A 19,076-nucleotide genomic window follows, 5' to 3' on the forward strand; every position below is an offset into this window, starting at 1 on the left:
TGGCGTCTGTTTTTCATTTATTTTGAATAAATATAAGTCGTCTACTTATATAATCCACTAATTTAAAATGTTTATAAAATCTTACAACGTATTTTATTTCATAAAATACTTTAATTATTTATAGTAAAGTGTTATACTTTTTGGCAGATAATATTATTTATAATTTCTATATATAGTTGATTGTTTATCAGTAAGGAGAAGACATGAGCAAAAAACTTGATCGGCTGAATCAAATAATATCTATTATAAAAGAGAAAAATGGTGCTACTGTAAAAGAACTTGCTTCCATTTTCGGTGTTTCAGAGATGACAATCCGGAGAGATCTGGCTATATTAGAGTCCCAGAACATTGTGAACAATGTGTATGGAGCCGTGATATATAACCCTTCCAATGCGAAGGAGAATCTTGAGAAGAACTATAGCCTTAATAGTGCAAAGATTGCCAATGATCCAGAGAAAGCAAGAATCGGTAAATATGCAGCTTCCCTTATCAATGATAATGATGTTGTAATTATTGATACAGGCTCGACCACAGAGAAGTTAGCCGCTAACATTCCTAACACGTTGCTAGCCACAGTTTTATGCTTCAATATTAACATTTTAAATCGTCTGGTAAACAAAGAAAACTTAAAGCTTATCTTTGCAGGAGGGTATTTTCATCCGAATACCCAAATGTTTGAATCCAGTGAAGGTATCTCTTTGATCAAATCAACAAGAGCAGCCAAAGTATTTGTATCCGCTGCAGGAATTCACGAAAAACTTGGTGTTACCTGCGCTACCAATTATGAAGTTCCCACAAAGAATGCCATTATGAAATCAGCTGTAGATAAAATACTTCTTGCTGACTCCTCTAAGTTTGGCATGGTTCGTTCCTCATACTTTGCAGAACTTTCAGATTTCCAAACAATCATAACAGACTCCAAGCTATCCAGTGGCTGGATTGATTATATTCGTAAAATTGGAATTGAACTTATTATGCTATAAGGAATATTCTTTGACATAATTAAAAAGGATGCTTCATTAATAATAATGGAGCATCCTTTTTCGTTATAAAGAAAAATTTTACATGATATAATTTATTGACCTATTTTTAATCTACATAACTGATAAAAATATTACCGGCATTTTTAAACATATCAGTGCTATCCTGTAATCCTTTTTTTACTTCTTTCCCTATGGATGGATCAATATATGTTATATTAAATTCATCATATCCTATTATCAGCACTCCATTGTTATCGTCTTTCATTGCAATAACAGGTCTTTTTGCACTGATACAATATAACACCTCTTCCAGCGAACATCCAGTCAAGTTAAGTGGATCTGTTTTTAAGCTTTCGCTCAGGATAGAATATATGGATTTTTTAGAGGTATCTATATCATTTTTATTTCTTTGAACTCCTATATGAGAAAGCAGCATGGTTATACTCGCTTCCTGACTGTTCATTCCTCCATTCGCAGATAACAATTCAATTCCACTAATAGTTGATCGAATTGATTTACTTCGTTCCCAGGTCAATTGATAATTATTATTTATGACCGTTCCCATCTTTTCATTGGCAAGAGTAATTGCTTCTGGAGCATTTTCAAAGGCTCCTAAAATACCCCCAAGAGCATAGACATAATATTTACTATTTTTCATCTCTGCTTGTTTCAATCTTAGTGTAGTATCTTCTGTTATGATAGTATTACTGGTTTTTACAACCTTTGGGATATCCTGTATAAAATATTCTCCCGGCAATGCAATATATTTTTCAAGCTTTGCAACATCTGTAACTCTTTCTGTTAAATAAATAGAAGATGTTTTTACTTTGTCATTATTTAGTATATAATCTGGACTGATTTTTTGATAAATGACTCTCGAAGAGGTACCGCTCTTCTTCACCCGTGTCAATTCAATGATATTATCTTCTACCTTTACAGATAATACATAAGCATTCTTTTTCTTGTATTCCTTTAATACATCACCATTTTTATTTACAATAACAACTTTTGATAATGGCAAGATACGCGTTCCTTCGGTTGTTTCTGCAATATTACCAGATTTACCATATCCATAAATTATATTTTCTTCTATGTGACCTAATATTTTGATGTTTTCATCATCGGTAGATTCTATGGACTTTCTCGCTCCAGTTTCTAAATCCAGAATAATTATTTCCTTCATATTTTCCAATTCAACGGAATTCTGCCATGCAATAAATTTACCTTCCTTAGACATTAGGAAACTATCACTTTTTACTCCTGAAACAATAGTTTCAAGGGCATTGGTAGGAATATGATAGGAATATACCACATTATCTATAGCAAAGTAGAAAACATTATGTTCATTTACATAACTGAAATTATTCAAGTCTTCTTTCAGTACCTGATAAGAAATTTCCAAAGGAATATATACTTGTTCTGCAATTCTGTTATCCTCCGGATAAAATGTATATAATATGATGCCAACTCTTCCTTCATAATCTCCACGGTTCATATAACCATATACTAAAAAATTAACATTCCCTTCCTGGGTAATATCCAGTATCTTTACATTATGTTGGTCATAGTTGTCCCTGGTATAGTCATTATCATCCTGATTAAAAGAGAATACTCTTACTGCTTTCTTGGTATCCAATTCATAATACCATAGCTCCCGCTCTCTGACAAAACACATTTTTGTTGCATCTTTATCCGTTACGATCTCCAGGTCTTCCCCTGACGTAATACCAAGTTTAAATTCATTCTTTGCCAGGCTGGCCAACTCCATATCAAAAATGGCTTCCATGGTTCTTTCATACCCTAACAGATACATTCTGTCTTCTGTATAGCGTACACGATAAAATTCTTTTACATTGTATCTTTCTGTTTTACCTGCTGTTTTCTCTGTTTCTAAAATATAGTTAAGGCCAATAGATGCAGTCTCTTCATATACCTCATAAACAATAGGGACCACATCCTGTATCACTTTGGGAGAAAGTCCTCCAAAACTAACAAAATCAATGTTTGAAGTAATATCCACATGGGCCAGATTTTTATTTTCTTTCGTATAATCCGTTTCTAAATATTTTGCAACATCTGAAGATCTGCTCTTATCCAGGATAGAATTATGGAAATCCATCACAAACTGAATTTTTTCTTTAATATGGCTATTATTTAGTTTTTTGATTCTGGTATAATAGTGAATTTTCTTGCTTTTATTTGATATCATTGTAATTTTTACAGCATATTCTTTTCCTGATTCCAAATCGACACCTACTTTGATCTTAGCCTTTTTTCCAGTGTCAGTTTTATCCAGAGAACTTATAGAGCCCGAGTCTATCACTTCATTATTATCTATATCATAAATATCATATTTTATCTTCTTTATAATAATTTCACTCTCATCGATTAATACTGTAAAGGACATATCTTCATTTAGAGGAGTGACTGTTTCCCGAATCATCTTTGCATCAAGGTTTCCGCTGTATCCATGTAAAATATTAAATGTTGCATCACCTGCATTGACAAATATAACAGGAAATTTTGCCTTATCCATAATTACTTCTGAATTTACACTTACTTCATCTTCTTTAATGTTTCTCCCAAAAAAATATAAGGACCCCATAAAGAAAAAAAATAAAATTATTATTCTGTAAACATGCTTTAGCATAACTTCACTTCCATATCCTCTTTTAATAATTGGTATAATGTTGGATTTACACCAAAGAATTTCATAGTTTCTTTCACTTGCGCTTCTAAATGGTTTACTCCTTGTGAATTCTTGACTGCTCTGATCAATATATTTTTTGGAGTATGTTCCATGTCAATAAACTCTAAAATTTGTGTTTTATAGCCCACTGCTTCTAACAAATTCCCCCTTAGAGCATCTGTTAAAAGGGCCGCTGTTCTTTCTTTAATTAAGCCATAGTCTAATATATGGTCTAACTGTTTACAATTCATCTGATGATTTAGTTCATGCTGACAACAGGGAACAGATAGAATAACTTTTGCTCCCCATTTTATTGCTTTATAAAGAGCATGATCTGTAGCAGTATCACAGGCATGTAAAGTTACAACCATATCTACACTATCCGCTCCTTCAAAAGATGCAATATCGCCATATAAAAATCTTAACTTCTCATACCCATAACGTTTACTTAAGTCATTGCATTTTTTAATTACTTCTTCCTTTAAATCAAGCCCGATCATTTGAATATTATAACCTTTTAACTCCCTAAGATAATAATAAATAGCAAAGGTAAGATAAGATTTTCCACATCCAAAATCAATAATGGTAATCTCTTTGGCAGGATTAAAATTTGGCAGGATATCTTCTACATATTCCAGAAAACGATTAATTTGTCTGTATTTGTCATATTTTGAGCGTATAATTTGACCCTCTGGAGTCATAACTCCAAGATCAACCAAAAAAGGAACCTTCCTGCCCTCTTCTAAAATATAAGCCTTTTTTCTATTATGCGCAAGGGTTTCTACAAAATTTCCCTTTTCTTCTTTGCTTTGGATTTTTTTACTCCTGACTGTTACCTTCCCTTTTTTGCTGATTAAGATATGAATCATTTCTGTATGTGTCTGTATTTGAATCTGTCTGAATATAATCTTGTCCTCGTTTGAGCCAATAGAAAACCACTCTTTACACTTTGATATCAACTCTTCTTTATTAACATTATTATGGAAGACCTGTTTTCCAACAAATGATTCTATTTGAAAAACCAACCTGTTTTTCAACATAATTGGCCTGATTTTTATCTTGCTCATTTTATCCTTGTTTGATGAATTACTGATAATAATCTCCATCAAATCCAGATTCAAGTTTTCTTCTAAAACATTTAGTATTTCTTGTCCCATTATTATTCTCCGTACATTCCTTTTATACTTTCCTTTAAAAATAGGCTGACACAAAGTTATAATACTTGCGCAGCCTATTTTCTTGTGGTTAATCTTAATAATAGATTCTCCTACGGTTTCTACGTCTTCTTCTTCGATTGACCATTTCATTAAATAACATAATTTCAATCAGATCTCTTAACCAATTTTCTCTTCCATAATTATATGGTCTTCTTGATGGCCAGCGTGGGCATCTTCCATCCCTGCAATCATCTCCATATCCTCTTTGGGCAATTTCAATATTTTCTGCTTCTACCTCATCTACTCTGTCATCCAAATCTTTTAACTTTCTATAAACATCACTAACAATGATTCCTACGCGAGTTCTATCTGGATATTCATCAAACATTACACTGCCATCGTATTCTAATTTATCGCATTCTTCATCTATCTCTTTTTGAATTCTCTTTGCTACTTTCGGATACATGAATCTCATATATTCCCAGTCTCTATCTTCTTCTTCATTATCGTCATAACCATATAAGGTCAGAAATGGCAATTCCATAATCCTTTGGTTATTATCAATTTTTGTCCCATTCATACCATTTAAGTAAGGATTAACTGCTCTATTTCCATCATTACAATTGGGACATGATAAGTAATCATTAAAAGAATAATCGTTATTGGTATACTTCATAAGAACTCCTATTTTCATTGATTCAATTACAATATATGTAAAAACAATGAAAATGTTCTTTATTGCTTTCCTTCCGGTGAATCAATATGCAAATTTCATCCTATATACACTTATTCTTCTTCACTTACTTCTAACTCTTTAAAACTTACTTTATTCCATTCCTTATCATTTACAGTAACTTCATAACTCTCTAACCATTCTTTATAAATTTCCTGAAAATATCTCGTCTGTCTCTCCATAATAATATCTTCTTTTTTATCAGCTGTGGCATTTTCATCAAAATCATTGACACAATAAAGAATATGATAACCATCTTCAGAAACAACAACACCGGAAAACTGTCCCGTTGTAAGCCTGAATGCGGCTTCTTCCACTTCCTCATTCATATCTCCTCTGCCAAAAGTATATTCCACTTTATCTGCTTCTGTATTCTCTTTCGCAAAAGTTTTAAAATCTTCTTCTTTTTTCCCTTTTTTTAATAGATTTTTCGCTTTCTTAAGTGCATCCTTCTGTTGTTCTTCTGTTAATGCTATAATTTCACCATTTAAATCCTGCTTCGTTGTTTTAATAAGAATCTGCCATACTGTTATTTGTCTGGCCTCTTCGTCAGATACTTCTGTGTCAGTATCACTTGTTTTAATATCAAACACTTTACTTGCAAGTAAATTATCACAATATACCTTGTCTAATGTACCTAATGTAATTCCGTATTTTTCTTTATCATTATCTGAAATTACATTAAAGTGCTCTGTTGCAGTTTCCAAGGCTTCTTCCTTCTCATCTTCATCTAACTCAATTCCAAGTTCTTTGGCCTTATTACTGATTATTTTAAGTTGAATAATTTCATCCATTACCTCTTCTTTTGCCATGTCCTCAAATCTGGTTTCATTGCTCGTATTATAATCCCAGATTTGTTCTCCCAGACTAGGTTCATATTGTTGTTTCAGTAATAAGACGTATACCATTATTTCATTGTAAAAAACAGTTTCATCCCCGACTTTAATAGCATAAGGCTCCTGAGACTGACTCTCTTCTTCCTCAGATGATTTTGCTTTATTCGTTTGCTCTTTATTTTGTCCATTTTGGCATCCTGTCACTACAAAACTAGCAGCTAATATTAATAACAAAAATGATTTATATATCTTTTTCATTTGATCCTCCAGACTATCGTAAGTTTTTATCTTATTTGTTAAAGAACAAACATTTATTAACATTATAAAATATTGTGTTTATTCAAGCAATACCTTTATATCATTTAAGAGATTCTTAAGATTTGAAATCAAAGTATAAGTATCTTTCTTATAATCCTTTTGTTTTGTATTTAATAAATACGTAAAATAAGGATTTGCATCCGTTGTAAATTTCAATGTGTTCTTATATCTTTCTAAAAGGAGAGGTATTTTGGTCACATCTACATGGGCTTTATTATACATCACCAATTTAACAGAATCGTTTTTATGAATAACATTTGTAATGAAGGCTTTATGGGCAAGCGCTTTCACCAATGCAATGTTAAGCAGGTTGTTTACACACTTTGGCAGCTCGCCGAAACGGTCAATTAACTCTTCCTGCATATCCAGGAATTCTTCTTCATTCTCTATTTCTGCAACTCTTTTATACATATCCAGCTTCACTGCTTCACTTCGTATATAGGTGGAAGGAATGAAAGCATCAATATCAATATCCACCGTGGTATCATATGTTTCCTCATAAGATATATCGCCTTTTAAGCTTTTTACTGCTTCATTGAGCATTTTACAATATAAATCATAACCGACTGCTTCCATATGACCATGTTGCTCTGAGCCTAAAATATTACCGGCACCACGAATTTCCAGGTCTCTCATTGCAATTTTGAATCCGCTTCCAAGATCCGTAAATTCCTTAATTGCCTGGAGCCTCTTTTCTGCCACTTCCCGAAGCATCTTATCCCTTTTATACATCAAGAATGCATATGCAGTCCGGTTTGATCTGCCTACCCGTCCTCTTAATTGATACAATTGGGATAATCCTAATTTATCAGCATTATCAATGATCATTGTATTAACATTAGAAATATCCAGACCTGTTTCAATGATCGTTGTCGAAACTAAAACATCAATTTCTCCATTAATAAAGTCAAACATGATCTTCTCTAATTCACGCTCATTCATCTGCCCATGGGCAAATGCCACATTTGCCTCCGGCACCAGCTTTGCTATCATGTTAGCAACTTCATCAATATTGTTAACCCTATTGTAAACATAATATACCTGACCATCTCTTGCTAATTCCCGATTAATGGCTTCTCTGATAATTTCTTCATTATGCTCTAGTACATATGTCTGTATTGGCATCCTATCTACAGGAGGTTCTTCCAATACACTCATATCCCTGATCCCGATTAAACTCATATGGAGCGTTCTTGGAATTGGTGTTGCAGATAATGTTAATACATCAACGTCACCTTTTAATTGTTTAATCTTTTCTTTATGAGTCACTCCAAAACGTTGCTCTTCGTCAATGATTAAAAGCCCTAAATTCTTAAAGAAAACATCTTTTGACAATACTCTGTGAGTTCCAATTATTATATCTAAATTTCCCTTTTTTAATCTTTCCAGGGTCTTTTTCTGTTGTGCAGTTGTTCGAAATCTGGACAGGATATCGATGCTGATAGGAAAGTCCATCATTCTTTGGATAAATGTATTATAATGTTGTTGGGCCAAAATTGTTGTTGGCACCAAAAAAACTACCTGTTTTCCATCTGAAACAGCTTTAAAGGCGGCTCTAATTGCAATCTCTGTTTTACCGTACCCAACATCACCACAGATTAAACGGTCCATGATCTTTTTACTTTCCATGTCCCTTTTGGTTGATTCAATTGCCATAAGTTGATCTTCTGTCTCCTCATAAGGAAACATCTCTTCAAATTCTTTCTGCCATACTGTATCTTTCCCAAATTGATACCCTTCTTTTGCCTGTCTTATAGCATATAATTGAACCAATTCTTTTGCCACATCTTTTACTGCCGTTTTTACTTTTGCTTTTGTATTCTTCCATTCAATAGAATTTAACTTGTTCAGTTTCGGCTTTTTTGCATCTGCACTGGCATATTTTTGTATCACATCAAGACCTGTTGCAAGAATATACAACACGCCGCTGTTTGCATATTCTATTTTAATATAATCTTTAGAGATTTTATCAACTTCTATCTTTTCAATTCCTTTATAGATACCAAGACCATGATTTTCATGGACCACATAATCGCCAATATTAAGATCATTAAAACTTTGAATTTTTTTTCCTTCGTAACTTGTTCTCTTTTTTCTCTTTTTCTTTTCCCCTCCAAAGATATCACTTTCCGAGATAATTACAAGTTTAATGAGAGGATACTCAAAACCTCTGTGAAGATTTCCAGAGGATACCATGATTTCTCCCGGCTGCAGGACGCGATCTAAACTATCCCCATAAAATGCATTCAACTCATATTCCCTTAAATCTTCACTTAAACGCCCTGCTCTGGTTCTTGAGCTTGATAAAAGTACAACTCGATATCCTTTTGCTTTCCATCTGGTAAGATCTTTCACAAGTACTTCAAAATTATTATTGTATGGATTGATAGATTTTGTAGTTAATGTAAATTTACATTTTACCGACATATGAGCTACCTTATAATCCATTGTGCTAAGTAACATGGTTTTCTTAAGATTTAATTTAGCAAGAATCTCTCTAAAGCTGCTGATAGCATTGGCTTGATTTGGAAGGATGTACCCTTTTTCTATTCTTCCGATCATACTTTCACGAAATTCTGTCTCTATAACTTCGCCGCGCTCAGCAATTCTACTAGGTTCATCCAGGAAGAAACAGGTATCCTCATTACTAAAATAATCAAAAAAGGATACTGTGTTGTCATAAAAATATTTTATATAACTCTCCACTCCAATGAGCCCGCCAAAAGATGTAATATTTTCTTTAAATTCTTCAATTAATTCATTGATCCTATGAGCTTCCTCTGTCTTCTTTTGCTCTCTTAGAGTATTTACATGTTCAGATTTTTCCTTCTCGATTTTCTTGAGTCCATTTGTTAAGGTATTAACATCAAGGACCATTTCTGTTGCAGGATAGATATCCAGGCTCTGAACATTTTCAATGGATCTTTGGCTGCTTACATCAAAGGATCGTATCGTATCAATTTCATCGTCCCATAATTCAATTCTATAAGGGCTGTCTTCTGTAAGTGGATAGATATCGATAATACCACCACGAATAGCAAATTGGCCGGGCCCATCTACCTGTCCTTCCCTCTCATATCCCAGATGAACCAGTTCACCCTTAATTTTCTCTAAATCCAAGATTTTACCAACCTCTAAATTTATGACTCTTTTCCTGATTATTTCCAGAGGGAGGATATTATCCATTCCGCCGTCTATCGTTGTAATGATGGTTGTCGGTTCCTTTAAGATCAATCTTTTCAATATAGTCAGACGATCTTTTGTAATTGCATTTCCATGTATGTCTGCACTATAAAAAATAATATCTTTTGCCGGATATATAAATATATTCCTATCATAAAGTTTATAATCTTCATAAATTTCTTTTGCTTTTAGATCATTATAAGTTATGATAAGTTTATTTCTATATCCTTCACTAAGTCCGCTAATTAGATGACATTTTTGCGAATCAATACACCCAGAAACATGTATCGGCGTATTTTTTAGTGTCATATTGTCTCTGATATCGTTAAATTCTTTTAATTCTTTTAACGGTTCTAAAAATGTCTTCACAGGTATTGCTCCTTTATATATGATTTCAAGGGCGCACTTTCCCTTAATAGTCCGCCCTTAATATATCTCTCATTAAAATAATATACTAGTTTCTTAATTATATTATATTTCTTTTTTTTAAATATATATGCAATATAATCTATATTAAAATCTAAGTAAAATACTTAAATCTTTTTATTGAATTGATTCATAGCCACATCCAGTCCTTCCGTCACCATGCAGGCGCAAGCTTCAGATGTTTTCTTTAGTACTTCTCTTATCACTGTATTTTCTTCCTCACTAAATCGACCTAATACATAATCTGCCAGATCCCATCCTTTCGGTTTATCACCCACACCTACCTTAATGCGTGGGAACTCATTCGTTCCAAGATGATTTATAATACTTTTTATTCCATTATGTCCACCGGCACTTCCCTTTGGACGAATTCTTATCTGCCCCACATCAAGGCTAATATCATCATAAATTATAATAAATTCATCATTATCCACTTTATAGAAATCTTTTAATTCACGAATCGCTTCTCCACTTAAATTCATATAGGTCTGAGGCTGTACCAGAATAACTTTTTCTCCATTTATGACACCTTTTCCACAAAGTGATTTATGCTTTTTCATATCCAGTGAAATATTATGATCATCTGCAATTCTGGTAATTGCATCAAACCCTATATTATGCCTGGTTGCGGCATATTCCCTTGTGGGATTGCCAAGTCCTACTATTATATACATTGAAACCTCCTAGGGATATTATTAATATCTCTACATAACTTTTGTAGACTTATTATTAAGTTTTTTATTAATTGGATGCACTGGTTGCGGCAGTGGACGCAGTTATAGCTACAATGACTGCCGTTTCCTGGGCAATTAATATATTGGTCAGGCTATTTTGTAATGTTACACTTAAAATATCCTCTTTCAAATTTTGTACATAGGTACTTGAAACCAAAGCTGCTGCGTAACGATTTCTTCCCGTACTGGATTCAAAGAAAGACCCGAATACTTTCTTATCATGAAGATAATCACTTACTTTGGCAATTTCATCAGTGATCTTTTCTATATCATCCGTGATTAAAGCAAGTATCCCTAAGGCTGTAAGTTCTCCATCATATCCAAGCTTGCATTTTTTTGTTTTTAACATTTCCGCTATTTTTAATACTCTTTCACATTTAATAGCTGCTGTTTCTTCCCCGAAAGCAAGTACATGGGAAAGTGACTGAACTGAATTTGATGAGAAAAAATGACCTTTTAAGTTTCTATAACACTCTTCCATTTCTCTGATGGCAGAGTCTATTCCAAGCTCAGAAATTCCTAACATAGTGGCAAAGCAATAATCATCATATGAAGTTAATATCCTATGTTCTTTTTTCATCCTGTCATAATAGTTTTTCGTATTTTCTATAACATTATCATAATTAAATTCTGACGCCTTTTTTGCAATAATCAATGATGATATGGCTAAATAATTGGAACCTGAAAAACCCGCTTTTTTCATACGGTTATATACATTCATAGTATTTTTAAAATATTCCTCCGGAGTGTCATCCATAGCTATCATTCCTGCAATTGCCAGAAAAGTAGAGTCTTTAAACATTGAAAATAATCCTGTGTTTGATTTAATGATATCTTTTGCATGTTTTATCTCCACCGAATCTACTTCCTTGTCTTTTTCTGCATAGATAAAAGCAACCAATTGATGGAGCAGACTGGAATCCCATTTAAAACTTTCTTTCATCTTCTGGATATTTTCAATGAAAAGAGCTGTTTTTTGTTGTAACTGTTCTGTCATTTTTTCACCCGCCTATTTAAAATATAATTAGAACCTTTTTGGTATTTTATCACAAATTACTTAAAATCAAAAGGGGTAATCAAAGAAAAGAGACTGGGCCATAGTATTTTAACTCATGTCCCAGTCTGCATTTTTATCTATAAGTATTTATTTTAGATTTTTATAATTATTTATTTGCCTTACGTGTCATAACATCGAATACAACTGCTAATACAAGGATTGTACCTCTGATTACATATTGATAAGAGATACCAACACCCATAAGGTTCATACCACTTGAAAGAGATGACATAACCAGGGCACCGATGATGGAACCAGTTACTTTACCAATACCACCATTGGCAGATACACCACCAATGTAAGCTGCCGCAATTGCATCTAACTCAAAACCATTACCAGCTACTGTCGTTGCAGATTGTAATCTGGATGTAAATAAGATACCGGATAAAGCTGCTAATAATCCCATAGAAGCGAACACCATACTAGTTATTTTAACTACATTTACACCAGATAGTTCTGCTGCTTCTGCATTACCACCAATACCATATACATATCTTCCATAAGTTGTCTTATTCATTACGAAATTATATATAAATACAACTACTGCAACAATAACAACAGTCCAGGATAATCCATTATAACTGGCTAAGATCCAGACGATACCAGAAATAATAACAGCAATGAATACTAATTTAGTAATAAATATTGGGTCTGAAACCACTTTAAAGTTATATTTCTTCATATTCTTTCTGGCTTTAATTTGTGAATAAATAAAGAAAACAATTGCAAGTGCACCAATGATCAATGTTAAAAGATGAATGCTTGATCCTTTAAAAATGTCAGGAATAAAATCATTACCGATTGCATTAAATCCTTTGTTGGGAATAATAATTGTTCCAGAGCCTTCCGTTACTAATAATAATAATCCTCTAAATACTAATTGACCTGCTAAAGTTGCAACGAATGCCGGCACTCCAACTTTTGCAACTAAGAATCCATAAAATAAACCAATCACTAAACCAAATACAAGAATAATTGGAATTGTAATCCATTCTGAGATTCCTGATTTTGTCATTAAAATTGCTGCAATCGCACCAAGAAAACCTGCTACAAATCCTACGGATAAGTCGATTTGCTTGATAATTAAAATTAAAGTCATACCTACTGCAAGTACTGCAATATAACCGGTTTGGTTAATTAAATTACTAATATTTCTTGATGATATAAATAAACCATCTGTAATAAATGAGAAGATTGCAATTATTGCCACCAAAACAATATACATTGCATATTCACGGATATTTCCTTTAAATAATCCCGCTACTTCTTCAACTAAACTCACTTTTTGATTCATTGCCTTTTGCTCTACTGCGCTCATGTGTATCCCTCCCTATATTGTTGTGGCCATTGCCATTATGCCCTGTTCTGTTGCTTCATCTGCAGCAACTTCACCAGTGATTTTGCCGTTAGACATAACATATACTCTGTCGCTCATTCCAAGAACTTCTAGAAGTTCCGAAGAAATCATAATTATACTCATTCCCTGTTCTACTAATTTATTCATTAAGGAATAAATTTCAAACTTTGCTCCAACGTCAATACCACGTGTTGGCTCATCAAGAATCAATAAATCAGGACCTGCAAATAACCACTTTGCGATAGAAACCTTTTGTTGATTACCACCACTTAGATTGCCTACACATTGTTCAATGGATGGTGCTTTTATATTAATGGACTCAAGATATCTATTTGCCACATTAATTTCTTCATTTTCATTAATTACACTGCTTTTTGCTAATGCATTAATATTTGCTATTGTAATATTATGCTTAATATCATCTATTAAAATTAACCCATTCCCTTTTCTGTCCTCAGTTACATATGCAATACCTGCACCAATTGCATCTTTAGGACTATGGAATACCTTATTTTCTCCGTTAACTAAAATTTCCCCATCTACCTTATATCCTTTCGGATTTCCAAAAACACTCAATGCAAATTCTGTTCTACCAGCTCCCATTAAGCCCGCAATGCCAATAATTTCACCTTTACGAACATTAAGATTTACATTATGCAATATCTCACGTCCTAAAGTTGGATCATAAGCAGTTAAATTTTTAACTTCAAAACATACGTTGCCAATTTTAACATTTTCACGCTTTGGATAAATATTATTAATTTCTCTTCCTACCATGTGTTTAATAATGTCTTGTTCCGTAACTTTTGTTTCTATTGCATCCATAGAACATACCGTTTGACCATCTCTTAAAACAGTTACAGTATCTGCAATGGATACGATCTCTTTTAATTTGTGGGAGATCATAATAGAAGTTACTCCCTGTGTTTTTAACTCTCTTAATAAATCTAAAAGGTTGGCACTATCATCTTCATTAAGTGCCGCTGTGGGTTCATCTAATATTAATAATTTGACATTCTTACTTAATGCTTTTGCAATTTCTACAAGTTGTTGTTTTCCTACACTTAAATCTTTTACTTTTGTAGCTGGATTAACATCCAATCTAACCTGTTTAAGCATTTCACTTGCTTTTACAATTGTTTCATTCCAATCAACAGTCATACCTTTTTTAATTTCATGACCAAAATAAATATTTTCATATAAGCTTAATTCCGGAATTAATGCAAGTTCCTGATAAATGATAGCAACTCCAGCAGCTTCACTGTCTGCAATTCCTTTATATTTTTGCTCTTCTTCATTGAGTATAATATTACCTTCGTATGTACCGTATGGATATACACCAGAAAGAACTTTCATCAATGTAGATTTTCCCGCTCCGTTTTCACCAACAAGGCAGTGTATTTCTCCTGTTTTCACCTTGAAATTAACATTGCTAAGAGCTTTTACACCTGGAAATGTTTTGCTTATATTTTTCATTTCAAGTATATATTCACTCATACACATATCCTCCTTTAAAGAAGCTGGTAGAATCGCAAGTTTAATGGTTTCTGATAATTAACTCATTACGCTTGTTCCTCTACCAGCTTATAATATTATTCTAAACCAGTGAATTCAGACGCTTCATAGTATCCTGAATCAACTAATGCTGCTTTTACATTAGATTGGTCTACAACAACTACTTCTGTTTGTTTTGCTTTTACTTCAACTTTATTGTTATCGTAAGAACCTGTTGTTGCAGGAGTTTCACCTTTTAATACAGCAACTGCCATATCGATTGCATCTTTAACTAATGTACGAACATCTTTAAATACTGTCATTGATTGTTTTCCATCAATAATGTATTGGATTGATGCAACTTCAGCATCTTGGCCAGTAACTACATAGCTTGTAACGTCACCATCAGCTGCGAATACATCTGCGATTGAACGAGCTGTTCCATCGTTTGGAGCAAGAATGAATACATCACCTTTGTCAGCTGCTGCTGCTGAAGTTAAATGTGCTTCTGCTTTGTTCTTTGCTTCATTGAAATCCCAGTTAGTAGTTACCTGGTTAATGATCTTACTCATTTCATCACGGCTAAGTTCTGCTTTATCAGCAAGAGCTAATGCTTCTGAAGAATTCTTGATTACGAATGTACCATCAGCGATTTTTGGTTGTAATACTGACCAAGCACCTTCGAAGAATAAGAATGCATTGTTATCAGATGCTGCACCGGCATATAAATATAATGGTTGACCTGTTCCAGTAGCTTTGTCAATTAGGTATTGACCTTGTGCTGCACCAACTGATTTACTATCAAATGTTACATAGTAATCAACTGCATCTGTATCTGTAATTAATCTGTCATAAGAAATAACTGTAACGCCTTCTTTTTTTGCTGCTTCTGCAGATGCTGCAGCTGCTGCACCGTCTTGTGGACAGATTACTAATACTTTAATTCCTTTTGCTAAAAGTGCTTCAACATTTTCTTTTTCTTTTGCTGAAGAACCTTGGCTGAATAATACTTCAACAGAATAATCTGTATCTTTTAAAGCTTCTTTAAATCTAGTTTCATCTTGAACCCATCTTGGTTCATCTTTTGTTGGAAGTACGATACCTACATCAGTACCACCTTTTGAAGAACTACCATTTTCTTTTTCAGTAGTATCCTTTGCCCCACATGCTACAACAGATAATGCCATAGCAAGACATAATAAAACTGCTATAAATTTTTTCATTGTTTCTCCGCCCTTCTCTTCTTTGAATGCTGATTAATAGTTGCTATCACTTAAGTGATGTAGTAATAATACCTTAAAATATTAACAACCACAATAAACTGGATTGCTCTAGCATATGATAATATTGTCATAATTATTTCATAAAATTATACTAGGAAAATTTTGCGACAATAAAAAACTAGAGGATGTATCCTCTAGTTTTGTCATTAATCATTTATATTATACACTTCTTCTTTTAGATGAAAACCATCTTTAATTATAGTATCATCAATATTATCTTTCGTTACTGGGACAACATCAATCTTAATATATGGTACATCATAGGTTCCATCATTAATTGTCTCCCCTGAATCAATCCTGGCATCTACTAATAATTGCTTGCATACTTCAACTGTCTTATCGATTAATTTAGTAATCGGCTTATAAATAGTAAGGGCCTGAGTACCTTTTACAATTCTCTGACATGCAATTAAGTCCGCATCATGACCTACTACAACAACATCATTCGTCATTTGGGATACGGACAGGGCGTCAATGGCTCCCAGTGCTAAGGAATCATTTGCCGCCAATATTGCTCTTACTTTATTCCCATGGGTATTGACACCTTTAATTACAAAATCATAGGCAGTTTCTCTTGTCCAATTATCCACCCATGTTTCCTCTAATATTTGAATTTTGTCCTCATCCGCCAGTTTTTGCAATACATTCATATATCCTTCATGAAACATTTCACTGTTAAAATCATCTTTCGCTCCATTTAGTATGATATATCCGCCCTCCGGCACATGTTCTGCAAGATATCTGCCCTGTAATTCTCCTACCTTAACATTATCAAAAGAAATATATACATCTACATCACTATTTCTGGCAAGCCGGTCATAAGATATCACAGGTATCTCTTCGCTTTTTGCTACTTCTATGCATTCCTTGACTTCTTCACTGTCATTGGGAACAATAACCAGAATATCAATTCCCTTCCTTACCATCTCTTTTACTTGCTCTAATTGGATATTTGAATCATTATTGGCATTCTTAACAATGACGTCTATCCCTTCCTGCTTTGCTTTTGCAATAAAGATATCCCTGTCCCTAAGCCATCTGTCCTCCTTTAGCGTAGCCATTGAAAAGCCCACTAACATTTTTTCTTCCTCTTTTTTCTCTACATGATCTGTTTGTGTCTTATTGCATCCTGTCAGTATAGCAATCATTAATAGAGATATCAGTGGAATTTGAAACATTCTTCGGTTTTTACATCTTTCCCCCATCTAAAGACCTCCTATAATCCACTTAATTTCTTATATTCACTTGCAGTACATCCAGTTACCTTTTTAAACAACTTTGAGAAATAATTGGGATCAGTATAACCTACCATAAAGGATACTTCTTTTATGGATAGTTCTGTTTTTAGCAAGTAACTTTTCGCCTTCTCAATTCGAATATTACTTAATTTATCACTAAAATTTATCCCTGTTTCGCTTTTATAAAACCTGCTAAAATAATAAGAACTTAAATTTACTTCTTTTGCGATATCCTCCAATGAGATATCTTCATTAAAATGTTTCTCCATGTAGGCATCGGCTTTTTCAATTGTACTGGAAATCTTTTTCTGCCTTACGGAAGTAATAAGACTGGCCGCTTCCCCAATATAACGTTTACAAATTTGATGCAATTCATTTTTGTTATTTGCTTCCAGAATACTGGTTAAAACATCTCCATAATTCCCAAGGGCATTTTCATACCTCTTTGCAAATCCCACGATCAAATTTACACATCTGTTCTTTAACGCCTTAAAATCTAATCTGTCATCTTTACTCATTTTCGTAAAAATATTATCAAAAGCAATTAGTGTATTTGTTATATTTCCACCGGTTATTCCTGTCAGAACTTCCTTTTCAAACATAGTTTCATAATCCAGTTCATCATTTTGCATCTTTTCTAAAATATCGTCCACATGAAGGATTTGATATTCATCCTCTCTCATAGTAAGTAATTGAAGACTTTGCAATGCTTCATGGTAGGACTTCTTAGCATCTGATAAATCTCTGTGAAAATGTCCAATACCAATGTATACATCCGGATATATCCTGCCTACTTTATTAGCGATAGCCTGAGCTAAGCGGATTGCTTCCGATTTTTCTTCATATACATCTTTTCGCCCATCTTCAATTACATAAACAATGATTCTGTTCAACATAATTGGACCAACGATACATTGACAAGAAGATTTAATAATAGACCGGTATTCATCGTACATCTTTTGTCCGTGAATTCCTGCTCCAATTTTATTCTTTATCTCACCTTCTGATTTTTGTCCAAATTCAATAGCCATTACATAACCACTAGTAACCTGAAAATCAAAAAGATTACAATAATTTTGCAAATCTTCTCCATTCTCATCAAAAATACATAAAGAATTAATGAACCCATTTTCTAAAATCGGAGTTACCATCTCGAATCTTTCTTTTTGCTCAAGCACGGTCCGAATGGTTTTCCTCTCTTGTTCAATATGACTCACTACTTTTTGAACAGTTTCTATTAGTTTTGCCTCTTTTACTGGTTTTAATAAATATTCTTCTACCCCAAGGGCTACAGACTCCACAGCATAATCAAAATAATCAAATGCAGAGACTACAATGAACTTTACGTTGGGATTGCTCGTCCGAATCTGTTTCATAGCATCAATTCCATTAATTCCCGGCATATTAATATCCATAATTATAATATCTGGATGGGTTTCAAATGCTTTTTCTATGGCATCTTTTCCAGATCTTGCTGTTCCTGCGATTTTTATATTCTCAAGATTCTTTGTGAGCATAAATTCTACAGATTGTACTGCAATTGGTTCATCATCTACAATTAATATTTTATACATTTTCTCACTACCTT

Annotated in this window: 13 protein-coding genes; 1 reads left to right on the forward strand and 12 read right to left on the reverse strand. The window is 33.4% G+C overall.

Annotation, left to right across the window (positions count from 1 at the left end; genetic code table 11):
* Window positions 1-203: 203 nt before the first annotated feature.
* Window positions 204-983 carry a DeoR/GlpR family DNA-binding transcription regulator gene (locus EDD66_RS02505; RefSeq protein WP_123607968.1) on the forward strand — a complete coding sequence of 260 codons (780 nt, stop codon included), beginning with the start codon at window positions 204-206 and terminating at the stop codon, window positions 981-983.
* A gap of 106 nt (window positions 984-1,089) precedes the next feature.
* Here EDD66_RS02505 and EDD66_RS02510 read toward each other — a convergent pair whose 3' ends face one another.
* The 12 genes from EDD66_RS02510 to EDD66_RS02565 all read right to left on the reverse strand — a co-directional run bounded on the left by EDD66_RS02510 (window position 1,090) and on the right by EDD66_RS02565 (window position 19,062).
* A complete protein-coding gene (locus EDD66_RS02510; RefSeq protein ID WP_170164219.1) occupies window positions 1,090-3,519 on the reverse strand; it encodes a hypothetical protein in 2,430 nt (809 codons plus the stop codon).
* Window positions 3,520-3,626: 107 nt separating this feature from the next.
* Entirely contained in the window at window positions 3,627-4,829 is a 1,203-nt protein-coding gene (locus tag EDD66_RS02515; protein WP_123607970.1) for a class I SAM-dependent methyltransferase, read from the reverse strand.
* Between the two features lie 94 nt (window positions 4,830-4,923).
* Window positions 4,924-5,505 carry a hypothetical protein gene (locus EDD66_RS02520; RefSeq protein WP_123607971.1) on the reverse strand — a complete coding sequence of 194 codons (582 nt, stop codon included), beginning with the start codon at window positions 5,503-5,505 and terminating at the stop codon, window positions 4,924-4,926.
* A 110-nt stretch (window positions 5,506-5,615) separates the two neighbouring features.
* Window positions 5,616-6,656, reverse strand: a complete 1,041-nt coding sequence (locus EDD66_RS02525) for a peptidylprolyl isomerase (RefSeq protein WP_170164220.1) — start codon at window positions 6,654-6,656, stop codon at window positions 5,616-5,618.
* 78 nt (window positions 6,657-6,734) lie between these two features.
* Window positions 6,735-10,268: a transcription-repair coupling factor gene (gene mfd / locus EDD66_RS02530; protein WP_330510794.1), complete on the reverse strand. Its 3,534-nt coding sequence runs from the start codon at window positions 10,266-10,268 to the stop codon at window positions 6,735-6,737.
* 164 nt (window positions 10,269-10,432) lie between these two features.
* The gene (gene pth / locus EDD66_RS02535; protein ID WP_123607973.1) at window positions 10,433-10,999 is read right to left on the reverse strand and encodes an aminoacyl-tRNA hydrolase; all 567 of its coding nucleotides are present in this window, start codon (window positions 10,997-10,999) and stop codon (window positions 10,433-10,435) included.
* 67 nt (window positions 11,000-11,066) lie between these two features.
* Complete coding sequence (locus tag EDD66_RS02540; RefSeq protein ID WP_123607974.1) at window positions 11,067-12,056, reverse strand: DUF4003 family protein; 990 nt, start codon at window positions 12,054-12,056, stop codon at window positions 11,067-11,069.
* Between the two features lie 166 nt (window positions 12,057-12,222).
* Entirely contained in the window at window positions 12,223-13,434 is a 1,212-nt protein-coding gene (locus EDD66_RS02545; RefSeq protein WP_123607975.1) for a sugar ABC transporter permease, read from the reverse strand.
* A gap of 12 nt (window positions 13,435-13,446) precedes the next feature.
* Window positions 13,447-14,970: an ATP-binding cassette domain-containing protein gene (locus tag EDD66_RS02550; protein ID WP_123607976.1), complete on the reverse strand. Its 1,524-nt coding sequence runs from the start codon at window positions 14,968-14,970 to the stop codon at window positions 13,447-13,449.
* A gap of 95 nt (window positions 14,971-15,065) precedes the next feature.
* Window positions 15,066-16,190 carry a sugar ABC transporter substrate-binding protein gene (locus tag EDD66_RS02555; RefSeq protein ID WP_123607977.1) on the reverse strand — a complete coding sequence of 375 codons (1,125 nt, stop codon included), beginning with the start codon at window positions 16,188-16,190 and terminating at the stop codon, window positions 15,066-15,068.
* 206 nt (window positions 16,191-16,396) lie between these two features.
* Complete coding sequence (locus tag EDD66_RS02560) at window positions 16,397-17,455, reverse strand: sugar ABC transporter substrate-binding protein (protein WP_123607978.1); 1,059 nt, start codon at window positions 17,453-17,455, stop codon at window positions 16,397-16,399.
* 11 nt (window positions 17,456-17,466) lie between these two features.
* Complete coding sequence (locus EDD66_RS02565) at window positions 17,467-19,062, reverse strand: response regulator (protein WP_123607979.1); 1,596 nt, start codon at window positions 19,060-19,062, stop codon at window positions 17,467-17,469.
* Between the last annotated feature and the right edge of the window lie 14 nt (window positions 19,063-19,076).

This window comes from Mobilisporobacter senegalensis, from assembly GCF_003752155.1.
GTDB classification, from domain to species: domain Bacteria; phylum Bacillota; class Clostridia; order Lachnospirales; family Lachnospiraceae; genus Mobilisporobacter; species Mobilisporobacter senegalensis.